This is a genomic window from Alteromonas sp. 4NH20-0056, assembly GCF_057539655.1.
The window spans coordinates 300239-318972 of sequence record NZ_BAAJLS010000002.1; the positions used below are offsets into that span (position 1 = coordinate 300239).

Consider the following 18734-nt stretch of genomic DNA (forward strand, 5'->3'; position numbering starts at 1 on the left):
TTGTAGATATCTGATACACTTCGCTCAACATTGCGAAAATTCGCCACCTGCATCATCAATGGAGCCTCATCATGGATCAAAACGACAAAAAGAAAGCAGTTGCCCGCGCTGCAATAAAGTATGTAGAACAAGACAGCATTGTAGGCGTAGGAACCGGGTCTACCGTCAATTTTTTTATAGATGCCCTTGGTGATATAAAGAACAAAATTGAAGGCGCTGTGTCTAGCTCTGAAGCCTCTACACAGCGTCTGAAGGCGTTAGGTATAGAGGTCTTTGAGCTTAATGAAGTTAGCAACCTCTCTGTCTATATTGATGGCGCAGACGAAGTTACCGAATACAAGCACATGATTAAAGGGGGCGGCGCAGCACTCACCCGCGAAAAAATAGTCGCCGGAGCAGCAAAGACCTTCGTTTGTATTGTTGATGAGAGCAAGCGCGTGCCAGTACTTGGCAAATTTCCGTTACCTGTTGAAGTGATCCCCATGGCCCGCTCTTTTGTGGCAAGAGAACTAGTTAAACTTGGTGGCGACCCTGAATATCGTCAAGGCGTAATCACAGACAATGGCAATGTCATTCTAGACGTTCACAACCTTGAAATTATTAATCCTAGAGAGCTTGAACAAAAAATTAATAACATACCCGGCGTTGTTACCAACGGTATTTTCGCTCTTCGCGGTGCAGACATTGTTCTTTCTGCCACCGATACGGGTGTAGATACATTCGAGTAAATTATTACTTTTAAGTTTGGTCGTTTTCTGTTAATTTTCATTTGGACGTCTAGATGTCCCAACTAACCATGTTATAGCCTGTGCCTTTTAGCAGCCTTCGAAGCTCGGGCACAACACAGCGAGAGATAGCAAATCCATGAGTAAAGTTTCACTTGAGAAGGATAAAATCCGGATTTTGTTGTTAGAAGGTGTGCACCAAAGTGCATTAGAAACACTGAAAAACAACGGTTATACCAATATTGAGTTTTTGAAAACCTCATTGCCTGAAGACGAACTCATTGAAAAGATCAAAGATGCACATTTTGTCGGCATCCGTTCTCGTACTCAAATAACAGAAAATGTAGTTGATGCTGCGAAAAAGTTAGTTGCTATCGGCTGCTTTTGTATTGGTACCAACCAGGTTGACTTGGCTGCCACACAGCGCCGAGGCATTCCTGTATTCAACGCGCCGTTTTCAAATACTCGTTCAGTCGCTGAGCTCGTGTTAGGGCAAATCATTCTGTTACTACGTCAGGTACCTAGTAAAAATGCCAAAGCACATCGCGGCGAATGGGAAAAAACCGCTGTTAGCTCTTATGAAGCCCGTGGAAAAACACTGGGTATTATTGGTTATGGTCACATTGGTACACAGCTAAGTATTTTGGCCGAGCACTTGGGCATGCGCGTTCAATTCTTCGATATCGAAGATAAGCTTGTACTAGGTAATTCAGCGCAAGTGAAATCACTTGAAAAGCTTCTGAACACGTCGGATGTGGTGTCGCTTCACGTACCAGAAACGCCACAAACCCAAGACATGATAGGCCAAAAAGAGTTATCTCAAATGAAGCCTGGCAGTATTCTTATTAATGCCTCTCGCGGTACGGTAGTCGATATTGACGCACTCGCAGCAGCATTAGAATCAGGCCACTTAAACGGTGCAGCAATCGATGTATTCCCTGTCGAGCCAAAGTCGAATACTGAAGAGTTTCATTCGCCACTTCGCAAGTTCGATAACGTCATTTTGACTCCACATGTAGGTGGTAGCACGCAAGAAGCGCAAGAGAACATTGGTATTGAGGTAGCAGGTAAGCTTGCCAAGTACTCAGATAATGGCTCTACGTTGTCAGCTGTTAACTTCCCTGATGTATCGCTACCTGAGAATACTGGCCGTTCACGCTTGTTGCATATTCACAAAAACAAGCCAGGTATCCTTACACAAATAAACAAAGCGTTTGCTGAGAAAGGAATTAACATTGAAGCGCAATACCTTCAAACCAACGCCGAGATAGGCTATGTAGTCGTAGATGTAAAAGAAGATCGAGGCTATGAAGCGCTTGCAGAATTACAACAAATTGAAGGCACAATAAAGACCCGTATCCTTCATTAATTTTTTGTAGATAAATGGCCAAAAAAAACGCTGCAAATGCAGCGTTTTTTTATTACTTAATCGTAGCTTAGAAGAAGTTATACACCAAGCTTACTGATGTTTCAGTATCTAGCTTCTCAATGTCACTCGATACATTCGAGTTATGGTCCATCTTGAAGGAAATACGCATAGAAAGGTTACCACTGATGGTTGCCGTTAACGCACTCTCAGCACGAGATTTTGTATTCTCTGAACCCACTTCCGTACTAACGGTTTGAGTGAACTTCGCCGTATCAGAAATTTTCCACGAATACGCACCTGATGCACGTACGATTGCGCTGTTCTGCTCAACCCCTTCCTGTGTTTCAACAAACGTATAACCCGGACCAATTGAATACTCTAGTGTATGGCGTTTGTTTTGAAGTACTTTTTGGTTCCAACCCGCTGCAACAGTCGCTTGGTAGTCAAAGTTGCTCAAACGGTCATCTTCATAAGATGAGAAAAGGAACAGACGGTAATCTGGGTTATCTAGTTTATAATTCCCCTGAGCAGACGCGAAAAACTTCTGTGCTGACGTAAACTCAACATCTTCTCCATCTGCACCTTCAACCGTTTCACGCTTATAAAGGCCTTCGATAATGTAGTCGTTGCTCCACATTTCAAGTTCTTGGTGCGCATTGATACCTGCGGTTATTGATGTCGTTTCTGTATTACCCGTAGTCGAGATAAAACCAAGCTCACCTTCCATAGTAAACGGTTTAACATCATCTTGTGCGAAAACCGACGTTGAAAATGAAAGCGCGATAAGCGACGCGAGGAGATGTTTAGTCATGAAGCAATCCTGATAAAAAATAGTGTCATCCATTACCGAGCAGGACGCACGTTAAGTATGCAGCGCTGAACGGTATTTACGTAAGGCACGCAGTGTACAGCTATCATTATATCAGTCAACACAGTGCGGTTAAAAAAACACCAAAACTCACTTTATTTACAAAAGGACGTAGCAATTAAAAGAATTGATATACCAATGCAACTGTCGTTTCCGTGCTCAGCGGGTCAACATTATCTGCCGTATCTGAGTTATGATTGAGGATAAAAGAAAGTTTCATGGCTAAACTGCCAAATATATTTGCTGACAACGAGGTTTCAGAGCGAGACTTTGTATTGTCGACGCCCGCTTCAGTACTTAAGAATTGACGCAATTTAGCACCCGATGGCCATCGATATTTATACTCAGCAGATGCACGAACAATCATGCCATCATTCACCGCATTATTAATATCCTCTTCAACTTCAACAAAACTGTAACCCGGTCCGATACTGTAACGAAATTCGCTATCTTCGCTGCGCCACAGCCGTTGCGACCAGCCTGCTGCAAGCGAAGCCCGGTGCTCGTAGCCGTTGAATCTATCATCCTCATAGTCGCCATACATGAACAGCCGTCGGCCAGGTAACCTTAATTTATAATCAAACTGAGCGCTGGTATAAAACCGTTGCGCGGTAACGTCTCGCTTACCCGCACCGGTATCACTCTCTTTATAAAGTAACTCGGCAAGGTACACGCTACTCCAATTTTCTGTCTCGTGATCGGCGTTTATTGCTGTTTTTATGCTTGATGCTGAGGTATTACCGGTATTAACAAGAACGCCTAATTCGCCGTCCATTGAGAAGCGTGGAATATCATCATCGGCGTCAGGAACGTAATCGGCGTGGTAAAGCGTTTGAATAAGGTCGCGCTCTTTTGCAAAGGCAACGTGAGTCATTAGGCAGCTTATGAGCGAAAGCAAAGAGATAAATTTAATCATAGTTGAAGGTAGCAGTAGCATTTATCGTGGCTAACAAAAGCCTATTATTATGCCCTTCCATGGGAGTAAACGCGGCTGTTGTCACTGAACAAGTCGAGCTTATGCCCCCCTTCTTCTATCGAATAAGCATCGACACTTTTGAAGTCTCTCTATTTGCATATTCAACCGCGTTGTTAATTGTATCAAAATCTATATTCAGTGTATTGGCTAATTCAGAAGGAAAAAGTTCAATTTCATTTTCATGTTTTTCATCTTCTTGCGCAATAGCAATACGCATCGCCATAGCGAGAATTGCAATATCTGATTTTCCAGTTTGCTTCTTCACATCAGATAAATAGGTAATAGGGTAATGCAGTGCTAAGGGAATGTTCCAACGATCGAGTATAGTGCCGCTACACTGTGAAAATGTGAAACCAAAAAACGCGTTCTGTTGATCATACGGCAAGCCAGCATAGTCGGCATTACGATACTCGGTATAGCGTTCAGGGGAGACTTTGGCCACCACCAGCTCACTCAAGTTTTGTAAAATACCCATGACAAAAAATCGCTCGCTTCCGCGAATGTTAAGCGTTTTCGCGAGATATTTAGCCACCATTCCAGTATAGACCGACGCATACCAGTGTTTATCGATGTTGATCAATGCCGAATCAAAATGACTAAAAGCAGTATTGGCAGTTTCTGCAACAACTAGGTTGTAGAGTGCTTCGCCACCAACAACACTGATCGCTTTAGTAATTGATGTAATCTGGGAAGGGAAACGAAATAAAGAACTGTTTGCAAGTTTCAACACTTTAGCAGTAAGAGACGGATCTAAACTGATGAGTTTGCCAATTTCTGAAGCATCCGAGCGAGGATCGTCCAACACAGCTCGTAATCTTACACAGATATCCGGTAGTGTGAATGACTTAGCAGCGTAGGCCACATAGTTGTCTTTTGACATGCAAAGCTTCCAGTTTTGTTCCGCTAGCAGATTGTTATCGGCTGCAGGTTATTGTTCATCAGTATCTTCAGGGCTATCAAATAAACCAATTTGATTTATCTTAGTTGTGGGCATGTCTACAGCAGCTTTGCTTGAGGCGCGTCGTTTTGCCACTTGTTTGCGACGATAACAAGCCGTCATAATTTTTCTGCGTGTTGCATCATCTACACGAAGCCAATAGAGGCGTTCGTCACGACTTCGATAACACCCTTTACAAAACCCGCGGGGGCCTGATTGGCAAACGCCGATACATGGGCTCGGAATTTCAAAGAACTCCAGTTGCGTTGCGTCAGGTTTGTTGTCTGCCATATCGTTTAGCCAGCGCCACCACGCTTTAAGCGAGTATTAAATCGTAATTTACCAACGTCGAAAACTAGACATTAGCATTAAATAGTATCAACAAGTAAATCATTGTGTTTGCGAACTATAGCACACATTAGCGCCCCCCATTGAAATCGAAAACATCACACCATTTAGGCGTTACGAAAATACCCGTTTAATCAATCAGCGTGTAATCAATTGTAGAAACAACCCTTATTTTCTTTATATGGGGGTGATGTGCATCTCTACTCGAAATAGAAAAGCGCCCTTGATTCGCTCGTTTTATCTTTCCTAATGTGCTCTGTGAATCTTTCGCAAATTTTAACGCGACTTCTCTGGCATTCAATGTCGCCTCTTCAATCATAACGGGTTTAACATCGTTCAGGCCAGAGAAGACATATTCTGGTTGCGCTTCATAACGCGCTTGTGACAGCACCACACCATCATTGAGCAGTGTGGCCAGTTGCTGCATAGCGGTTCTGACTTTCTCTACGTTTTTAGAGTAAACGGTAATGGTTTGGATGGCGTTGAAGCGAAACGGTGCATTGCTATTATTACCGTATTGCTGGGCGAGTTTATCGATGACTTCAGGGTTTCCTGTGGTTATTTCTTGTGCATCAAGCCCCTGCGTTAGCAAAAACGCAGAAACCTTATCACTGTTTGCTTTCACATTAGTGTAAAGCGCCTTTAGATCGTTACTTGCTTCTACAAATTGAATGGGCCATATCACGTGGTCTGCCAACACCTCTTTTTCAGACAAGCCTTTTACGGTTACTACTCTGTCCCACGTCTGCATATCATCAAGCGCGCCAGACAACTGCTTACCTAATATAAAAAGTGCCAACACCATACCAATTGCAAGCACTGTTGCCGCGGCTATTTTCATGTTCTCTTCCTTCATTGTAGTCATTTACGTTACACAACAGTTTTTTTTAAACCGTTTACATACTGTAGCAATAGTATTTTTCAACTACGTCAAAGACAGTGCAACATGGTGTTCTTTTGTGACGAAACGTGGCAAAAAAAAGGCCGCTCAAAAAGAGCGGCCAAAGTGTCTCGTTAAGCAGAGACAACGCTTGGGTAGACATTGCATTTAACGTTAGTACTATCCGTTTCGCTTCAGTAAGTAATAAAACACCGGCGTTAATATAAGACCAAAGACGGTCACGCCTATCATGCCTGAAAATACCGCCACCCCCATGGCTTGTCGCATTTCTGCACCTGCGCCTGTTGAGAGGACCATAGGAAGCACGCCCATGATGAATGCGATAGAAGTCATAAGAATAGGACGCAAGCGTAAACGGCTTGCCTCTTTAATGGCCGAAAGTGCATCCATTCCACCGTCTTGCAACTCTTTGGCGAACTCCACAATAAGAATAGCGTTCTTAGTCGCCAGGCCAACCAGCACGATTAATCCGATTTGAGTAAATATATTGTTGTCGCCGCCATAAATTTGTACACCAATAAGCGCACTTAATAAGGTCATAGGCACAATAAGAATTATCGAAAGTGGGAGGCGCAGGCTTTCGTATTGCGCAGCTAAAACCAAGAAGACAAGTAGTACCACCAATGGAAATACAAACGCAGATGCATTACCTGCAAGTATTTGTTGATAGGTCAGTTCGGTCCATTCGTAACTCATGCCTAAGGGCAAGGTGTCCGCTAAAATCTCTTCAATCGCTGCTTTTGCTTGGTCTGAAGAGAATCCTGGCGCAGGCGCACCGTTAATTTCCGCGGTCACGTAGCCATTGTAATGCATGACTCGGTCTGGGCCGGCGCTGTGCGAGACATTTAAGAATGACCCTAGAGGAATCATGTCGCCTTGTGAGTTTCGAATTTTGAACTGCGTTATATCCCCAATTTCTTGACGATATTCTGCGTCGGCTTGCACGTTGACTTGATAAGTACGGCCAAACAGGTTGAAGTCATTCACATACAGAGAGCCCAGATAAGCTTGCATCGTTGTAAATAAACTGTCGATGTTCACACCTTGACTCACAGCCTTTTCCCTATCTACCTCTACATCAAGCTGTGGAACGGCAACGGTAAAACTGGTAAATGACCCAGTTAGCGCAGGGTGCGCCCATGCTTTGGCGATAACCTCTTGCGTTACCTTTTCAAGGGACTCAAAACCGAGGTTGCCTTTGTCTTCAACTTGTAAGCGAAACCCACCAATTGTACCAAGCCCCATCACTGGCGGAGGTGGAAAAATTGCCACATATGCACCTTTAATCGACCCAAACTGCTGATTAAGTGTTGCCGCTATTGCACCTGCCGATAACTCCGGTGATTGACGCTGGTCAAAAGGCTTCAAAGGCGTAAAAAGAATGCCCGAACTGGGGCTGTTCGTAAAACCATTAATATTTAAACCTGGAAACGCGACTGCATCAGACACGCCGGGATGTTCCATAGCAATGCGTGACATTTCACGGATAATCGCTTCGGTTCTATCAAGGCTTGCCGCATTAGGAAGCTGTGCAAACGCAACCAAGTATTGTTTGTCTTGACTAGGAACATAACCAGTTGGCGTAGAAGCAAACTGGTTAAAAGTAAGGGCTATTAAACCAGCGTAAAGCACTAAGACAATACCACTTTTACGAATCAGCCCATTAACGCCACGGGTGTACTTTTTGGCGCCGCTTTCAAATAAACGATTAAAGGGCGCAAACACAAAGCGACCGAATGCTTTATTCATTACACGTGTAAGCCAATCGTTAGCTTGGCCGTGCGGTTTTAAAAGCAGTGCCGACAAGGCCGGACTAAGCGTTAATGAATTTATAGCTGATATTACAGTTGATATAGTGATAGTAAGTGCAAACTGCTTGTAAAACTGACCCGTAAGGCCGCTCATGAAAGCGGTTGGAATAAACACCGCAGCCAACACCAAGGTTGTTGCAATGATTGGGCCGGTCACCTCTTTCATTGCTTGCACCGTTGCATCAAACGGTGATTTCCCTTGTGCTATATTACGTTCAACGTTTTCAACAACAACAATAGCGTCATCTACCACAATGCCTATTGCTAACACTAAACCAAACAACGACAACGCGTTTAGTGAGAACCCCATCAGCTGCATAAACGCAAACGTGCCTACTAAAGAAATAGGTACTGCAACCAAGGGAATAATAGAAGCGCGCCATGTTTGTAAAAACAGGACCACGACCAATACAACCAATAGCACCGCTTCAAATAATGTATCGACTACCGCTTCAATTGAACCGCGCACGAATACCGTAGGGTCGTAGACAATGTCATACTCTAAGCCATCAGGAAACATGCTAGACAGCGCTGCCATTCTCGCTCGCACGTCGTCAGAAATTTGAATAGCGTTTGAACCTGGTGCTTGAAATATAGGAATAGCCGCCGCGGGGTTATTGTTGAGTAACGAACGCAAAGCGTAGTTATTGGCCCCTAGTTCGATCCGCGCAACATCTTTTAAGCGAGTAATTTCACCGTTACTCCCCGATTTCACGATTATATTTTCAAATTCGGTTTCGTCTTTGAGCCTTCCGCGAACGTTTATTAATAGCTGAAACTCACTGCTTCCAGTAGGTTGTGCCCCCAGACTTCCGGCAGCGGCTTGTTGATTTTGATCTGCGATGGCGGCGACAACATCACCGGGATTCATTTGCAGTGCAGCAAGTTTGTTGGGGTCTAGCCATACGCGCATGCTGAATTCACCGGCGCCGAATAAGCGCACTTGTCCCACGCCATCAATACGCGCCAGCTCATCTTTAACGAATTGATCGGCATAGTTTGACAAATAAAGCATGTCGTAGCGGTTATCTGGCGATGTTAAATGCACCACCATGGTAAGGTCAGGTGATGACTTTTCAGTAACCACACCTAAACGCTGCACTTCTTGTGGCAAGCGCGGCGTCGCACGATTGACTCTATTTTGCACAAGCGTAGTGGCGGCATCGGGATCAGTACCGATTGCAAATGTAATCGTTAATGTCATACGGCCATCACTTGTTGCTTGTGATGACATATAAAGCATATTCTCAACACCGTTAATCTCTTGCTCTAACGGTGTCGCGACAGTTTCAGCGATAACTTCTGGGTTTGCACCAGGATAGTTCGCGGTGACTACCACGGTAGGCGGCACCACTTCGGGGTATTCTGTGATGGGGAGTTGCCATACTGCAATGGCCCCACCAATAAAAATAAGTAAAGACAATACGCCCGCGAAGATGGGGCGGCTAATAAAAAACTGCGATATGTTCATGTTACTTCAGACCTACTGTCGCGGCCGTAGTTGAAAATGCGCCACCAGACAGTACATCTTCGTATTGCGACATATCATGAGTTGACTGTGTCTCATTATCTACACGAGACTGCCATGCAGTTAGGTTTGCAAGCGCCTCGTTATCCGCCATCGCTACATTATTAGGCATTACCACCGCACCGGGGCGTACACGTTGCAAGCCGTCAACCACCACTTTATCACGTGCCGTTAAGCCCGACGTAATAATACGCATATTGCCCACCTTGTCTCCAAGGGTTACCGCTCGATACTCAACGTTATTTTCAGCATTCACCACTAACACATATTTGTTGTTTAGATCTGTGCCAATGGCTTTCTCTTTAATAAGAATACCTTCATTATTCGTGTCACCTGCCAACTTAAGGTGGGCAAATAAACCAGGAATAAGACGACCGTCTTTATTATCAAACACCGCCCTGACACGCAGAGTACCGGTACTGCTATTCACCTGATTGTCGATGAAGTCAATTTTGCCCCAATGACTATGCTCAGTTTCATTCGCTAGGCGCATTGCAACAGGTTGGTCACTCACTGCGCTAGACGTATTTTTATCGCCTGTTAAATAGTTCAGGTAGGTTTGTTCATCAATATCAAAATAAGCGTATAAACGTTCAGTTGAGACAATGCGCGTCAGTTCGCTCTGCCCTGCGGTAACGAAATTGCCTTGCGTAATATTGGCACGAGAGATTCGGCCAGAAATTGGCGCTTCGACGCGGGCAAAGCCACGATTAAGACGGGCTATATCGAGTAACGCTTGAGTTTGATTTAGGCTGGCTAGCGCTTGATTCTTTTCTGACAGACGCGCATCTAATACCTCTTCTGATACGGCTTGTGTTTTTCGCAGCTTCGCTGCTCGTTCATAGTTATGGTCAGCCAAGGCCAAGCGACTTTTCGCTTCTTCTAGTTGCGCCGTTAAACGGGCTACTTCAGCTTTGAAAGTGCGATTATCAATGAGGAATAATGTTTGCCCCTGTTGGACATACTCACCTTCCTCAAAGGCAACGAAGTCGATATAGCCAGACACTCTGGGGCGTAACGCAACGGTTTGTACCGATTCTAAGCGCCCAGTAAAATTATCCCACTCAGTCAGACGTTGCGACACAACGGTAGCGACATCGACCGGCACCGCATTGTTCGCTTGCATCGTTTGACCCGTATCCTGCTCGTCTGTGCATGCAACCATAAGCGCAGTAATACACACTATTGCGAATAGGCGTGGTAATGTTTTCATTGCAATGATTCTCTTAAAATTTTCAACTAAAGGTTCAATGCCGCGCATTATGCTAAAGTCTAAAGAATAAAAATAATTATATTTTCATATGCAACACATCACATCATGTTATATATTTACTCTTAAGATCCATGGTGAGCAAAAAACCAACGCGGGAGAGTAAAATGCGTCCACATGATTTAAATTTATTGATGATTTTTGATGCCATTATGACCGAAGGGGCAATCACTCGAGCGGCAGACAGGTTGTCAATGACGCAGCCCGCTGTCTCAAATGCTTTATCGAGAATGCGCACAGCATGGAACGATGAACTGTTTGTAAAAGATGGCAGAGGGATACAGCCCACTTCCTTCGCAAAAAATTTATGGAGCCAAATTCAAGGCCCGCTTGGTGAGCTTGAAGTGGCGGTTAACCCAAGCGATTTTAATCCAGCTACTGCAAAACGAACGTTCAGAATTGCCGCCACTGATAGCATTGTTTCAATGGTCTGGGGGCCCCTTAGGAAAGTCATAGAAAATGAAGCGCCCGGTATTAACATTCATGCGATCCCCAATTACGACATGGAAACCGATAAAATACTCAAAGACGCCGAGGCTGAACTGACATTCTCGAAATACCAAGAGCCAGGCTCAGTGATCCGCGCAGAGCACGTTCTAGACCCAAGTTGGGTTGTTGTGATGCGTCCAGACCACCCGCTGGCGAAATCACAGCTTACGCTAGAAGACTTTATTGCGGCAGATCACTTACTGGTGTCGGTAACAGGTGATGTCACAGGTCCCACCGATCAAGTATTGGCAAATATGGGCCTTAAACGCCGTGTTGCGATGTCAGTGAATCAATTTTACAACGCAACGCCACTGCTCAAGGAAAGTAACTTAATATGCGTAGCACCCTCACTGGTCATGGAACAAGAGATATTTTCAGGTGAGCTAGCGGTGTTTGAAACGCCAATTGAAATTGTCAGCTCACCTTTGTCAGTAATGTGGCATAAGCGTCAAGATCAGGATGCCGGATTACAATGGCTTAGAGGGTTAGTGGTGAAATTTATACGTGAGCGTGTACAACGCCATGAAATGCTGCTTTCTCAGTGTTGCCGAAAAGCGTATTGTGCAGAAACCGTAAAGCGCTTTTTAGACCAACGCAATATGGACTGCAGCTCTTTTACTCCAGCGCATTTGTCGCAAACGGACAGTAACGACAACTTCAGTGGGCTTGCAGCTGAAGAAAAGGCGACGGCTTAAGACAAAGAGGTGAAGCCACCCTGCGTTTTTAAGTAAGCTAAGGCTTCACTCTCATCAATACAAAATGCATAGTTTATTTGCGCATGAGTATAAACCCGTTCAAATTGGCTTTTTACCAACATGGGGATATCCGCGTCTTTCGTTACCAATGCGCACGCTGTCATGCCATAGCGCTTACGCAACTTGATAGACGCCACCAACGCATTTTCCGCTTCTGGAGTAAGAATACCGGTTCCCTGAACGAACCCCATAAAACACCAAGGCTTACCGTTAAGTGAGAGAGTAACCTTGCGTACGTCGTCATGATATTGCTCAAGTATCTGCTTCGTGACGATGCCTTTTCCATCTACGCGAATAATATTCCCGAGTAGTTCGATGACATATTCACCATGTTTAGATTTTACTTTTGCAATGTTGTTTTCTGCTTCAGTCATAATCGACCATAAAGGTATATTTGCGTTATCCCAATAACGAGTTTATCGATATAAAAAAAGAAGTAAAATAAAAAAACCCGCTAAAGAAGCGGGTTTTTGCTAAACAACCTAAGAAAAATTTACTTCTTTTTCTTTGCCTTAGGGTTAGGCAAATCAGTAATACTACCTTCAAAGATTTCAGACGCTAGGCCAATAGACTCATTTAGCGTTGGGTGAGCATGGATAGTTAATGCAACGTCTTCGGCGTCTGCACCCATTTCTAGTGCTAAACCGATTTCACCAAGCATTTCACCAGCGTTAGTGCCTATCATGGCACCACCGATAACGCGGCCGCTTTCTTTGTCGAAGATCATCTTCGTCATACCGTTAGTTGCATCAGATGCAATTGCGCGGCCTGAGGCAGCCCATGGGAATACCGCAGTTTCGTAGCTTAGGCCCTGCTCTTTCGCTTCTTTTTCAGTAACACCAACCCAAGCAACTTCTGGCTCAGTATAAGCTACTGAAGGAATACCACGTGGGTCGAAGTAATGTTTCTTACCTGAAATAACTTCAGCTGCAACATGCCCTTCGTGAACCGCTTTGTGCGCAAGCATAGGCTGACCAACAAGGTCGCCAATCGCAAAAATATGGTCAACGTTGGTGCGCATTTGCTTATCAACACTGATAAAGCCACGCTCATCAACGTTAACACCAGCAGCTTCTGCGCCCACTAGCTTACCGTTTGGCTTACGACCAACAGCAACAAGGACTTTGTCGTAGCGTACTTGGTCAGATGGCGCGTTCTTGCCTTCGAAGGTTACGTACAAGCCATCATCTTTTGCTTCAACCGCTGTTACCTTGGTCTCTAGCATAATATTGAATTTTTCTTTGTAGTCTTTCATGAATACTTTCATGATATCTTTATCAGCAGCTGGAATAAGCTGATCTAAAAATTCAACTACGTCGATTTTTGAGCCAAGTGCTTCGTAAACCGTCCCCATCTCTAGACCGATGATACCACCGCCTAGTACTAGCATTTTCTCTGGAATATCTTTCATTTCCAGCGCGCCAGTTGAGTCGATTACACGGTCATCTTCAGGGATGAACGGCAGACTTACTGGCTCAGAGCCAGCAGCAATAATGGCATTTTCAAACGTGATAGTAGTAACATCGTCACCATTTTTCACTTCTAATGTATTTGCGCCTGTGAACTTACCAAAGCCTTGTACATGCTTGGTTTTACGCATTTTAGACATACCGCCAAGACCGTTAGTTAATTGCTTAACAACGCCGTCTTTGTAATCGCGGATCTTGTCTAAATCGATGGTAGGCTCGCCAAACGTGACACCGTGACTTGCAAGGTGCTTCGCTTCTTTCATCACTTTCGCTACATGAAGAAGGGCTTTTGATGGAATACAACCAACGTTAAGACAAACACCACCAAGAGAGTCGCGAGAGTCTACGATAACTGTTTCAATACCTAAATCAGCTGCACGAAATGCTGCTGAATAACCGCCAGGGCCGCCGCCCAGTACCACCAATTGCGTTTTAATTTCGCTCATTGTGAACCTCAATCCTGTTCTTTTAGGGTCATGCTATTGCTTTTGTGTAATAGCATAACCTAAATGCCACCAAATGGGCTTATAAAATCGTCGAAAATGTCACTGATATTGTAAACTTTTTCGACCTTTTACTTAAAGTATGATTCTGCGTAAGTCAGTCAAGTTTGCAGCAACCTCAGTAGAGAATCTAGCCCCCACTGCACCGTCAATTACACGGTGATCGTAAGATAGGCTCAGCGGCACCATCAAACGAGGTTCAAACTCACTGCCGTTCCACTTCGGCTTCATCTCAGACTTTGACACACCTAATATGGCGACTTCTGGTGCATTTACAATAGGCGTAAATGCCGTACCGCCAATACCGCCTAGACTAGAGATGGTAAACGTACCGCCTTGCATGTCTGCAGCTTTAAGTTTTCCGTCGCGGGCTTTCTTAGACGTTTCAATAAGCTCGCGAGACAGTTCTTCAATACCTTTCTTATTCACGTCACGAATAACAGGTACAACAAGGCCACCCGGTGTTTCTACCGCAATACCAATGTTGATGTACTTCTTAATGATCAAGCTCTCGCCGTCGTCTGACAGTGACGAGTTGAACACTTCGTATTTCTCAAGGGCTTTTGCTACCGCTTTCATTACGAACACAAGTGGCGTGATCTTAAGACCAGACTTAATTTTCGCGTGGTAAGCGTTTTGCTCTTTACGGAAATCTTCAACGTCAGTGATATCGGCTTCATCAAACTGCGTAACGTGAGGAATTGTCGCCCAGTTACGGTGTAAGAACGGTCCGGAAATCTTTTGGATACGCGACAGCTTTTGCTCTTCAATTTCACCAAACTTGCTGTGGTCAATAGGTTTAACCGGCACAATTTGAAGTACATTGTCACCTACCGGCGCACTGCCCGATGCCCCTGCAGTTCGTGGCTTAGCCAACTCTGCTTTCACATAGGCTTGAACGTCTTCTTTCAAGATACGGTTTTTAGGGCCTGAGCCGCTCACCAATGTAAGGTCTACACCGAACTCACGCGCAACGCGTCTAACAGACGGTGAAGCGTGTGCTTTTCCAGTGCTTTTGACTTCTGGTGCTTCTGGCACAGGAGAACGACTCTCAGATGCCTCTTGCTTTGGTGTTTCGTTCTTTGGCGCTTCAGCTGGTTTTTCTGCCGGTTTTTCAGAAGTCTGCGCCGGTGCTTGTCCGCTACTGGTTTCTAGTTTAACCACTAGCGTACCTTGCTTAACTTTATCACCGGTTTTAATAAAGACTTCTTTGATAGTACCCGCATGAGTTGAAGGTACATCCATGGTGGCTTTATCAGTTTCTAGCGTAATTAAGCCGTCTTCTTTTTCAACGGTATCGCCAGCTGATACAAGCACGTCGATAACGTCAACTTCACCGTCTTCACCAATATCTGGTACAGCCACTTCAATCGTTTCGCTGCTAGAAGAGGCACTTGCTTGAGGTGCACTTTCCTCTTTTGCAGGCGCTTCTTGTTGAGCGGGTGCTGAATTGCTTTCACTTGAACCGCCTTCACCAGCAATTTCAAGCTTAATAACAACGGTACCCTCTTTGACTTTATCGCCAGTACTAATGAATACTTCCTTCACGGTACCTGCATGTGTTGAAGGCACATCCATGGTGGCTTTGTCGGTTTCAAGCGTGATCAGGCCATCTTCTTTTTCGATGGTATCCCCCACCGAAACCAGAACGTCAATAACGTCAACCTCGCCATCTGCACCAATATCCGGCACTGCGACTTCAATGACTTCACTGCCGCCAGCGGCGGTAGGTGCTGCGTCTGATTGTTTTTCTTCTTTAGGAGCTTCTTGCTTAGGCGCATCTTGCGCATCATCAGAAGCCGTTTCTTCTGATGCGTTATCACTGCCAGCAGCCTTCATTTCCCCAATCACATCGCCTTCTTTGATTTTATCGCCTACTGATACAGACAAGCTTACAATCTCACCTTCAAATGGTGCTGGGATGTCCATTGACGCCTTGTCACTTTCAACAGTAACAACGCCTTCATCTGCCTCAATGTTGTCGCCTACGGCAACACATAGCTCGATAACTTCAACTTCGTCACCACCTACATCGGGTACGATAATCTTTTGAATATCTGACATATGTAAAATACCTTATCTGGCTTATGCGTATAGTGGGTTAAGTTTTTCAGCGTTAATATCAAAACGCTTAATAGCTTCTGCTACCACTTTCTTCTCAACGTCACCGCGCTGAGCCAATTCGTAAAGTGATGCAACCACAATATATGACGCATTAACTTCAAAATGAGTACGCAAGTTTTCGCGGCTATCGCTTCGACCGAAACCGTCTGTACCTAGGCAGCGATATTCAGTATCGATGAACGCACGTACTTGGTCTGAGTAATTCTTAACGTAGTCAGTCGCAGAAATCGCAGGGCCTGCATCTTTCGTAATCACTTGACCAATGTAAGGTACCTTTTGCTCAGCTTCTGGGTTAAGCATGTTCCAACGCGCTACGTCTTGCCCTTCACGGGCTAATTCGTTGAACGAGGTTACCGAATAAACGTCAGAAGACACGTTGTAATCGTCACAAAGAATTTGTGCTGCTTTGCGCACTTCATTCAATATGGTACCCGAGCCCATAAGCTGAACATTAAGCTTAGCTTTTTCGCTCTCGACGCGTTCTAGCTTGTAGATGCCTTTAATGATTTGCTCAGCAATATCATCACTTTCTGGCATTGCAGGGTGCTGATAGTTCTCGTTCATCAACGTTAGGTAATAGAAAACGTTTTCGTTGTTACCGTACATACGACGAAGACCGTCTTGAACGATAACCGCTACTTCGTAACCATACGTTGGGTCGTAAGTAATACAGTTTGGAATTAGGTTCGCCTGAACATGTGAGTGACCATCTTGATGCTGTAGACCTTCGCCGTTAAGGGTCGTTCTACCCGCTGTTGCACCTAATAGGAAACCACGTGCTTGGCTATCACCTGCTGCCCATGCAAGGTCGCCAACGCGTTGGAATCCAAACATTGAGTAGTATATGTAGAACGGGATCGTAGTGGCGTTACACGTTGAATACGACGTACCCGCCGCGACCCATGATGCCATTGCACCTAGCTCGTTAATGCCTTCTTGCAGTACCTGGCCTTTTTTATCTTCGCGATAGTACGCCACTTGGTCAGCGTCCTGCGGAACATATTTCTGACCTTCGTTAGCGTAAATACCCACCTGACGGAATAATCCTTCCATACCAAAAGTACGGGCTTCATCAGGAATGATTGGTACTATTCGCTTGCCAATCTTCTTGTCTTTTAACAATGCATTAAGAACTCGTACAAATGTCATCGTTGATGACACCTGGCGGTCGCCAGACCCTTTCAAAATAGCATCAAATGCCGACAGTTCTGGTACTTCTAACTGCTCTTCAGCTTGTTCTCTACGCGACGGTAGATAACCACCTAACGCTTCACGGCGCGCGCGAAGATACTTCATCTCTTCACTGTCTTCTTCAAACTTGAAGTAAGGAAGATCTGCAATTTTCTCGTCTGCTACTGGAATATTAAAACGGTCGCGGAATAGCTTGATTGATTCCACATCCATTTTCTTCACGTTGTGCGCGACGTTTTGCGCTTCCCCTGATGCACCTAAACCAAAACCTTTAACTGTTTTAGCAAGAATTACCGTTGGGCGGCCTTTTGTATCAATGGCTTTTTGGTAAGCAGCGAATACTTTTACTGGATCGTGACCACCGCGATTCAAGCGCCAAATATCATCGTCTGACATATTAGCGACAAGTGCCGCTGTTTCAGGATATTTGTTGAAGAAGTTTTCACGGGTGTACTTACCGCCTTTGGCTTTACAGTTCTGGTATTCACCGTCGACCGTTTCACCCATTAGCTGAATAAGCTTGCCTGATTTATCGCGCGCTAGAAGCTCGTCCCAGTAGCTACCCCAGATAACTTTTACGACTTCCCAACCCGCGCCGCGGAATGTGCCTTCAAGCTCTTGAATAATTTTGCCGTTACCACGTACCGGACCATCAAGACGCTGTAAATTACAGTTGATGACAAACGTAAGGTTATCGAGGCCTTCGCGAGACGCAAGACCGATTGCACCCAAACTTTCTGGTTCATCACACTCACCGTCACCCATGTAGCAGTAAACGCGCTGACCTGAACAGTCTTTGATACCGCGGTTCGTTAGGTACTTAAGGAAACGAGCAGTATAGATAGCTTGAAGTGGGCCCAAGCCCATCGATACCGTAGGAAACTGCCAGTAGTCTTTCATTAAGTGTGGATGTGGGTAAGACGATAGACCGTCACCCGCACATTCTTGACGGAAATTATTTAACTGGTCTTCAGTTAGGTTTCCTTCCATGTATGAACGCGCGTATATACCAGGAGAGATATGGCCCTGAGCGAAAATGAAGTCGCCACCTTGGTTTTCATTCGGTGCTTTGAAGAAGTGATTAAAACCGACATCATAAAGCATCGCAGATGATGCGAAACTACCAATATGACCACCAAGTTCAAGGTCTTTCTTAGATGCACGCAGTACAATCATCAATGCATTCCAACGAATGGCAGCACGAATACGCGCTTCAATCGTTAAATCACCAGGCATTTTCGGCTCTTGGGCCGAGGGAATGGTGTTGATGTAAGCGGTAGTCGCGTCGTATGGTAAATGTGCGCCGCTACGTCGAGCTTTATCAATCAGCTTCTCGAGCAAGTAATGCGCGCGTTCTACGCCTTCTTCTTCTAATACAGACTCAAGCGCATCAATCCACTCTTTCGTTTCTTGAGGGTCGACATCTTGGTGCAACATATCAGTCATGGTGCCATCCTATTTTTTCTTATA

The 18734-nt window shown here is 44.9% G+C and carries 14 protein-coding genes; 3 read left to right on the plus strand and 11 right to left on the minus strand.

All coding sequences use genetic code 11. The annotated features are described in order from the left end of the window. Positions 1-71 precede the first annotated feature (71 nt). Together rpiA and serA are read left to right on the plus strand one after the other, a co-directional pair. Positions 72-728 carry a ribose-5-phosphate isomerase RpiA gene (gene rpiA, locus AC27EZ_RS04870; RefSeq protein ID WP_487134240.1) on the plus strand — a complete coding sequence of 219 codons (657 nt, stop codon included), beginning with the start codon at positions 72-74 and terminating at the stop codon, positions 726-728. A gap of 136 nt (positions 729-864) precedes the next feature. Next, complete coding sequence (gene serA, locus AC27EZ_RS04875) at positions 865-2094, plus strand: phosphoglycerate dehydrogenase (protein ID WP_487134241.1); 1230 nt, start codon at positions 865-867, stop codon at positions 2092-2094. A gap of 67 nt (positions 2095-2161) precedes the next feature. On the opposite strand, the gene AC27EZ_RS04880 is transcribed toward serA, so the two are convergent. The 7 genes from AC27EZ_RS04880 to AC27EZ_RS04910 all read right to left on the minus strand — a co-directional run bounded on the left by AC27EZ_RS04880 (position 2162) and on the right by AC27EZ_RS04910 (position 10676). Continuing rightward, positions 2162-2905 (minus strand): DUF481 domain-containing protein, encoded by a 744-nt coding sequence (locus AC27EZ_RS04880; RefSeq protein ID WP_487134242.1) that lies wholly within the window; start codon positions 2903-2905, stop codon positions 2162-2164. A 175-nt stretch (positions 2906-3080) separates the two neighbouring features. Beyond that, positions 3081-3836 carry a DUF481 domain-containing protein gene (locus tag AC27EZ_RS04885; RefSeq protein ID WP_487134243.1) on the minus strand — a complete coding sequence of 252 codons (756 nt, stop codon included), beginning with the start codon at positions 3834-3836 and terminating at the stop codon, positions 3081-3083. 157 nt (positions 3837-3993) lie between these two features. After that, a complete protein-coding gene (locus tag AC27EZ_RS04890) occupies positions 3994-4818 on the minus strand; it encodes an HDOD domain-containing protein (RefSeq protein WP_487134244.1) in 825 nt (274 codons plus the stop codon). Between the two features lie 48 nt (positions 4819-4866). Continuing rightward, positions 4867-5166, minus strand: a complete 300-nt coding sequence (locus AC27EZ_RS04895; protein WP_487134245.1) for a DUF1289 domain-containing protein — start codon at positions 5164-5166, stop codon at positions 4867-4869. Between the two features lie 187 nt (positions 5167-5353). Beyond that, positions 5354-6064: an SIMPL domain-containing protein gene (locus AC27EZ_RS04900; protein ID WP_487134246.1), complete on the minus strand. Its 711-nt coding sequence runs from the start codon at positions 6062-6064 to the stop codon at positions 5354-5356. Positions 6065-6283: 219 nt separating this feature from the next. Then, positions 6284-9406, minus strand: coding sequence for an efflux RND transporter permease subunit (locus AC27EZ_RS04905; protein ID WP_487134247.1), 3123 nt, complete (start codon positions 9404-9406; stop codon positions 6284-6286). Position 9407: 1 nt separating this feature from the next. Then, a complete protein-coding gene (locus AC27EZ_RS04910) occupies positions 9408-10676 on the minus strand; it encodes an efflux RND transporter periplasmic adaptor subunit (protein ID WP_487134248.1) in 1269 nt (422 codons plus the stop codon). A 164-nt stretch (positions 10677-10840) separates the two neighbouring features. On the opposite strand from AC27EZ_RS04910, the gene AC27EZ_RS04915 reads away from it, so the two are divergent. Next, the gene (locus AC27EZ_RS04915) at positions 10841-11917 is read left to right on the plus strand and encodes a LysR family transcriptional regulator (protein WP_487134249.1); all 1077 of its coding nucleotides are present in this window, start codon (positions 10841-10843) and stop codon (positions 11915-11917) included. Here AC27EZ_RS04915 and AC27EZ_RS04920 read toward each other — a convergent pair. From AC27EZ_RS04920 to aceE, 4 genes are all read right to left on the minus strand, one after another. Beyond that, positions 11914-12351, minus strand: coding sequence for a hypothetical protein (locus AC27EZ_RS04920; RefSeq protein ID WP_487134250.1), 438 nt, complete (start codon positions 12349-12351; stop codon positions 11914-11916). The genes AC27EZ_RS04915 and AC27EZ_RS04920 overlap by 4 nt on opposite strands. 119 nt (positions 12352-12470) lie before the next feature. After that, entirely contained in the window at positions 12471-13892 is a 1422-nt protein-coding gene (gene lpdA, locus AC27EZ_RS04925; RefSeq protein ID WP_487134251.1) for a dihydrolipoyl dehydrogenase, read from the minus strand. 132 nt (positions 13893-14024) lie between these two features. Next, positions 14025-16013 carry a pyruvate dehydrogenase complex dihydrolipoyllysine-residue acetyltransferase gene (aceF, locus tag AC27EZ_RS04930; RefSeq protein WP_487134252.1) on the minus strand — a complete coding sequence of 663 codons (1989 nt, stop codon included), beginning with the start codon at positions 16011-16013 and terminating at the stop codon, positions 14025-14027. Positions 16014-16034: 21 nt separating this feature from the next. Continuing rightward, positions 16035-18710, minus strand: a complete 2676-nt coding sequence (gene aceE / locus AC27EZ_RS04935) for a pyruvate dehydrogenase (acetyl-transferring), homodimeric type (RefSeq protein ID WP_487134253.1) — start codon at positions 18708-18710, stop codon at positions 16035-16037. Positions 18711-18734: the final 24 nt, after the last annotated feature.

Bases quoted from the DNA above. Each gene is read 5' to 3' on its own strand.
- AC27EZ_RS04915 (WP_487134249.1), top strand. From the start codon at position 10,841: ATGCGTCCACATGATTTAAATTTATTGATGATTTTTGATGCCATTATG.
- AC27EZ_RS04895 (WP_487134245.1), bottom strand. From the start codon at position 5,166: ATGGCAGACAACAAACCTGACGCAACGCAACTGGAGTTCTTTGAAATT.
- aceE (WP_487134253.1), bottom strand. From the start codon at position 18,710: ATGACTGATATGTTGCACCAAGATGTCGACCCTCAAGAAACGAAAGAG.
- lpdA (WP_487134251.1), bottom strand. From the start codon at position 13,892: ATGAGCGAAATTAAAACGCAATTGGTGGTACTGGGCGGCGGCCCTGGC.
- AC27EZ_RS04900 (WP_487134246.1), bottom strand. From the start codon at position 6,064: ATGAAAATAGCCGCGGCAACAGTGCTTGCAATTGGTATGGTGTTGGCA.
- AC27EZ_RS04890 (WP_487134244.1), bottom strand. From the start codon at position 4,818: ATGTCAAAAGACAACTATGTGGCCTACGCTGCTAAGTCATTCACACTA.
- AC27EZ_RS04880 (WP_487134242.1), bottom strand. From the start codon at position 2,905: ATGACTAAACATCTCCTCGCGTCGCTTATCGCGCTTTCATTTTCAACG.
- AC27EZ_RS04920 (WP_487134250.1), bottom strand. From the start codon at position 12,351: ATGACTGAAGCAGAAAACAACATTGCAAAAGTAAAATCTAAACATGGT.
- AC27EZ_RS04910 (WP_487134248.1), bottom strand. From the start codon at position 10,676: ATGAAAACATTACCACGCCTATTCGCAATAGTGTGTATTACTGCGCTT.
- rpiA (WP_487134240.1), top strand. From the start codon at position 72: ATGGATCAAAACGACAAAAAGAAAGCAGTTGCCCGCGCTGCAATAAAG.
- AC27EZ_RS04885 (WP_487134243.1), bottom strand. From the start codon at position 3,836: ATGACTCACGTTGCCTTTGCAAAAGAGCGCGACCTTATTCAAACGCTT.
- serA (WP_487134241.1), top strand. From the start codon at position 865: ATGAGTAAAGTTTCACTTGAGAAGGATAAAATCCGGATTTTGTTGTTA.
- AC27EZ_RS04905 (WP_487134247.1), bottom strand. From the start codon at position 9,406: ATGAACATATCGCAGTTTTTTATTAGCCGCCCCATCTTCGCGGGCGTA.
- aceF (WP_487134252.1), bottom strand. From the start codon at position 16,013: ATGTCAGATATTCAAAAGATTATCGTACCCGATGTAGGTGGTGACGAA.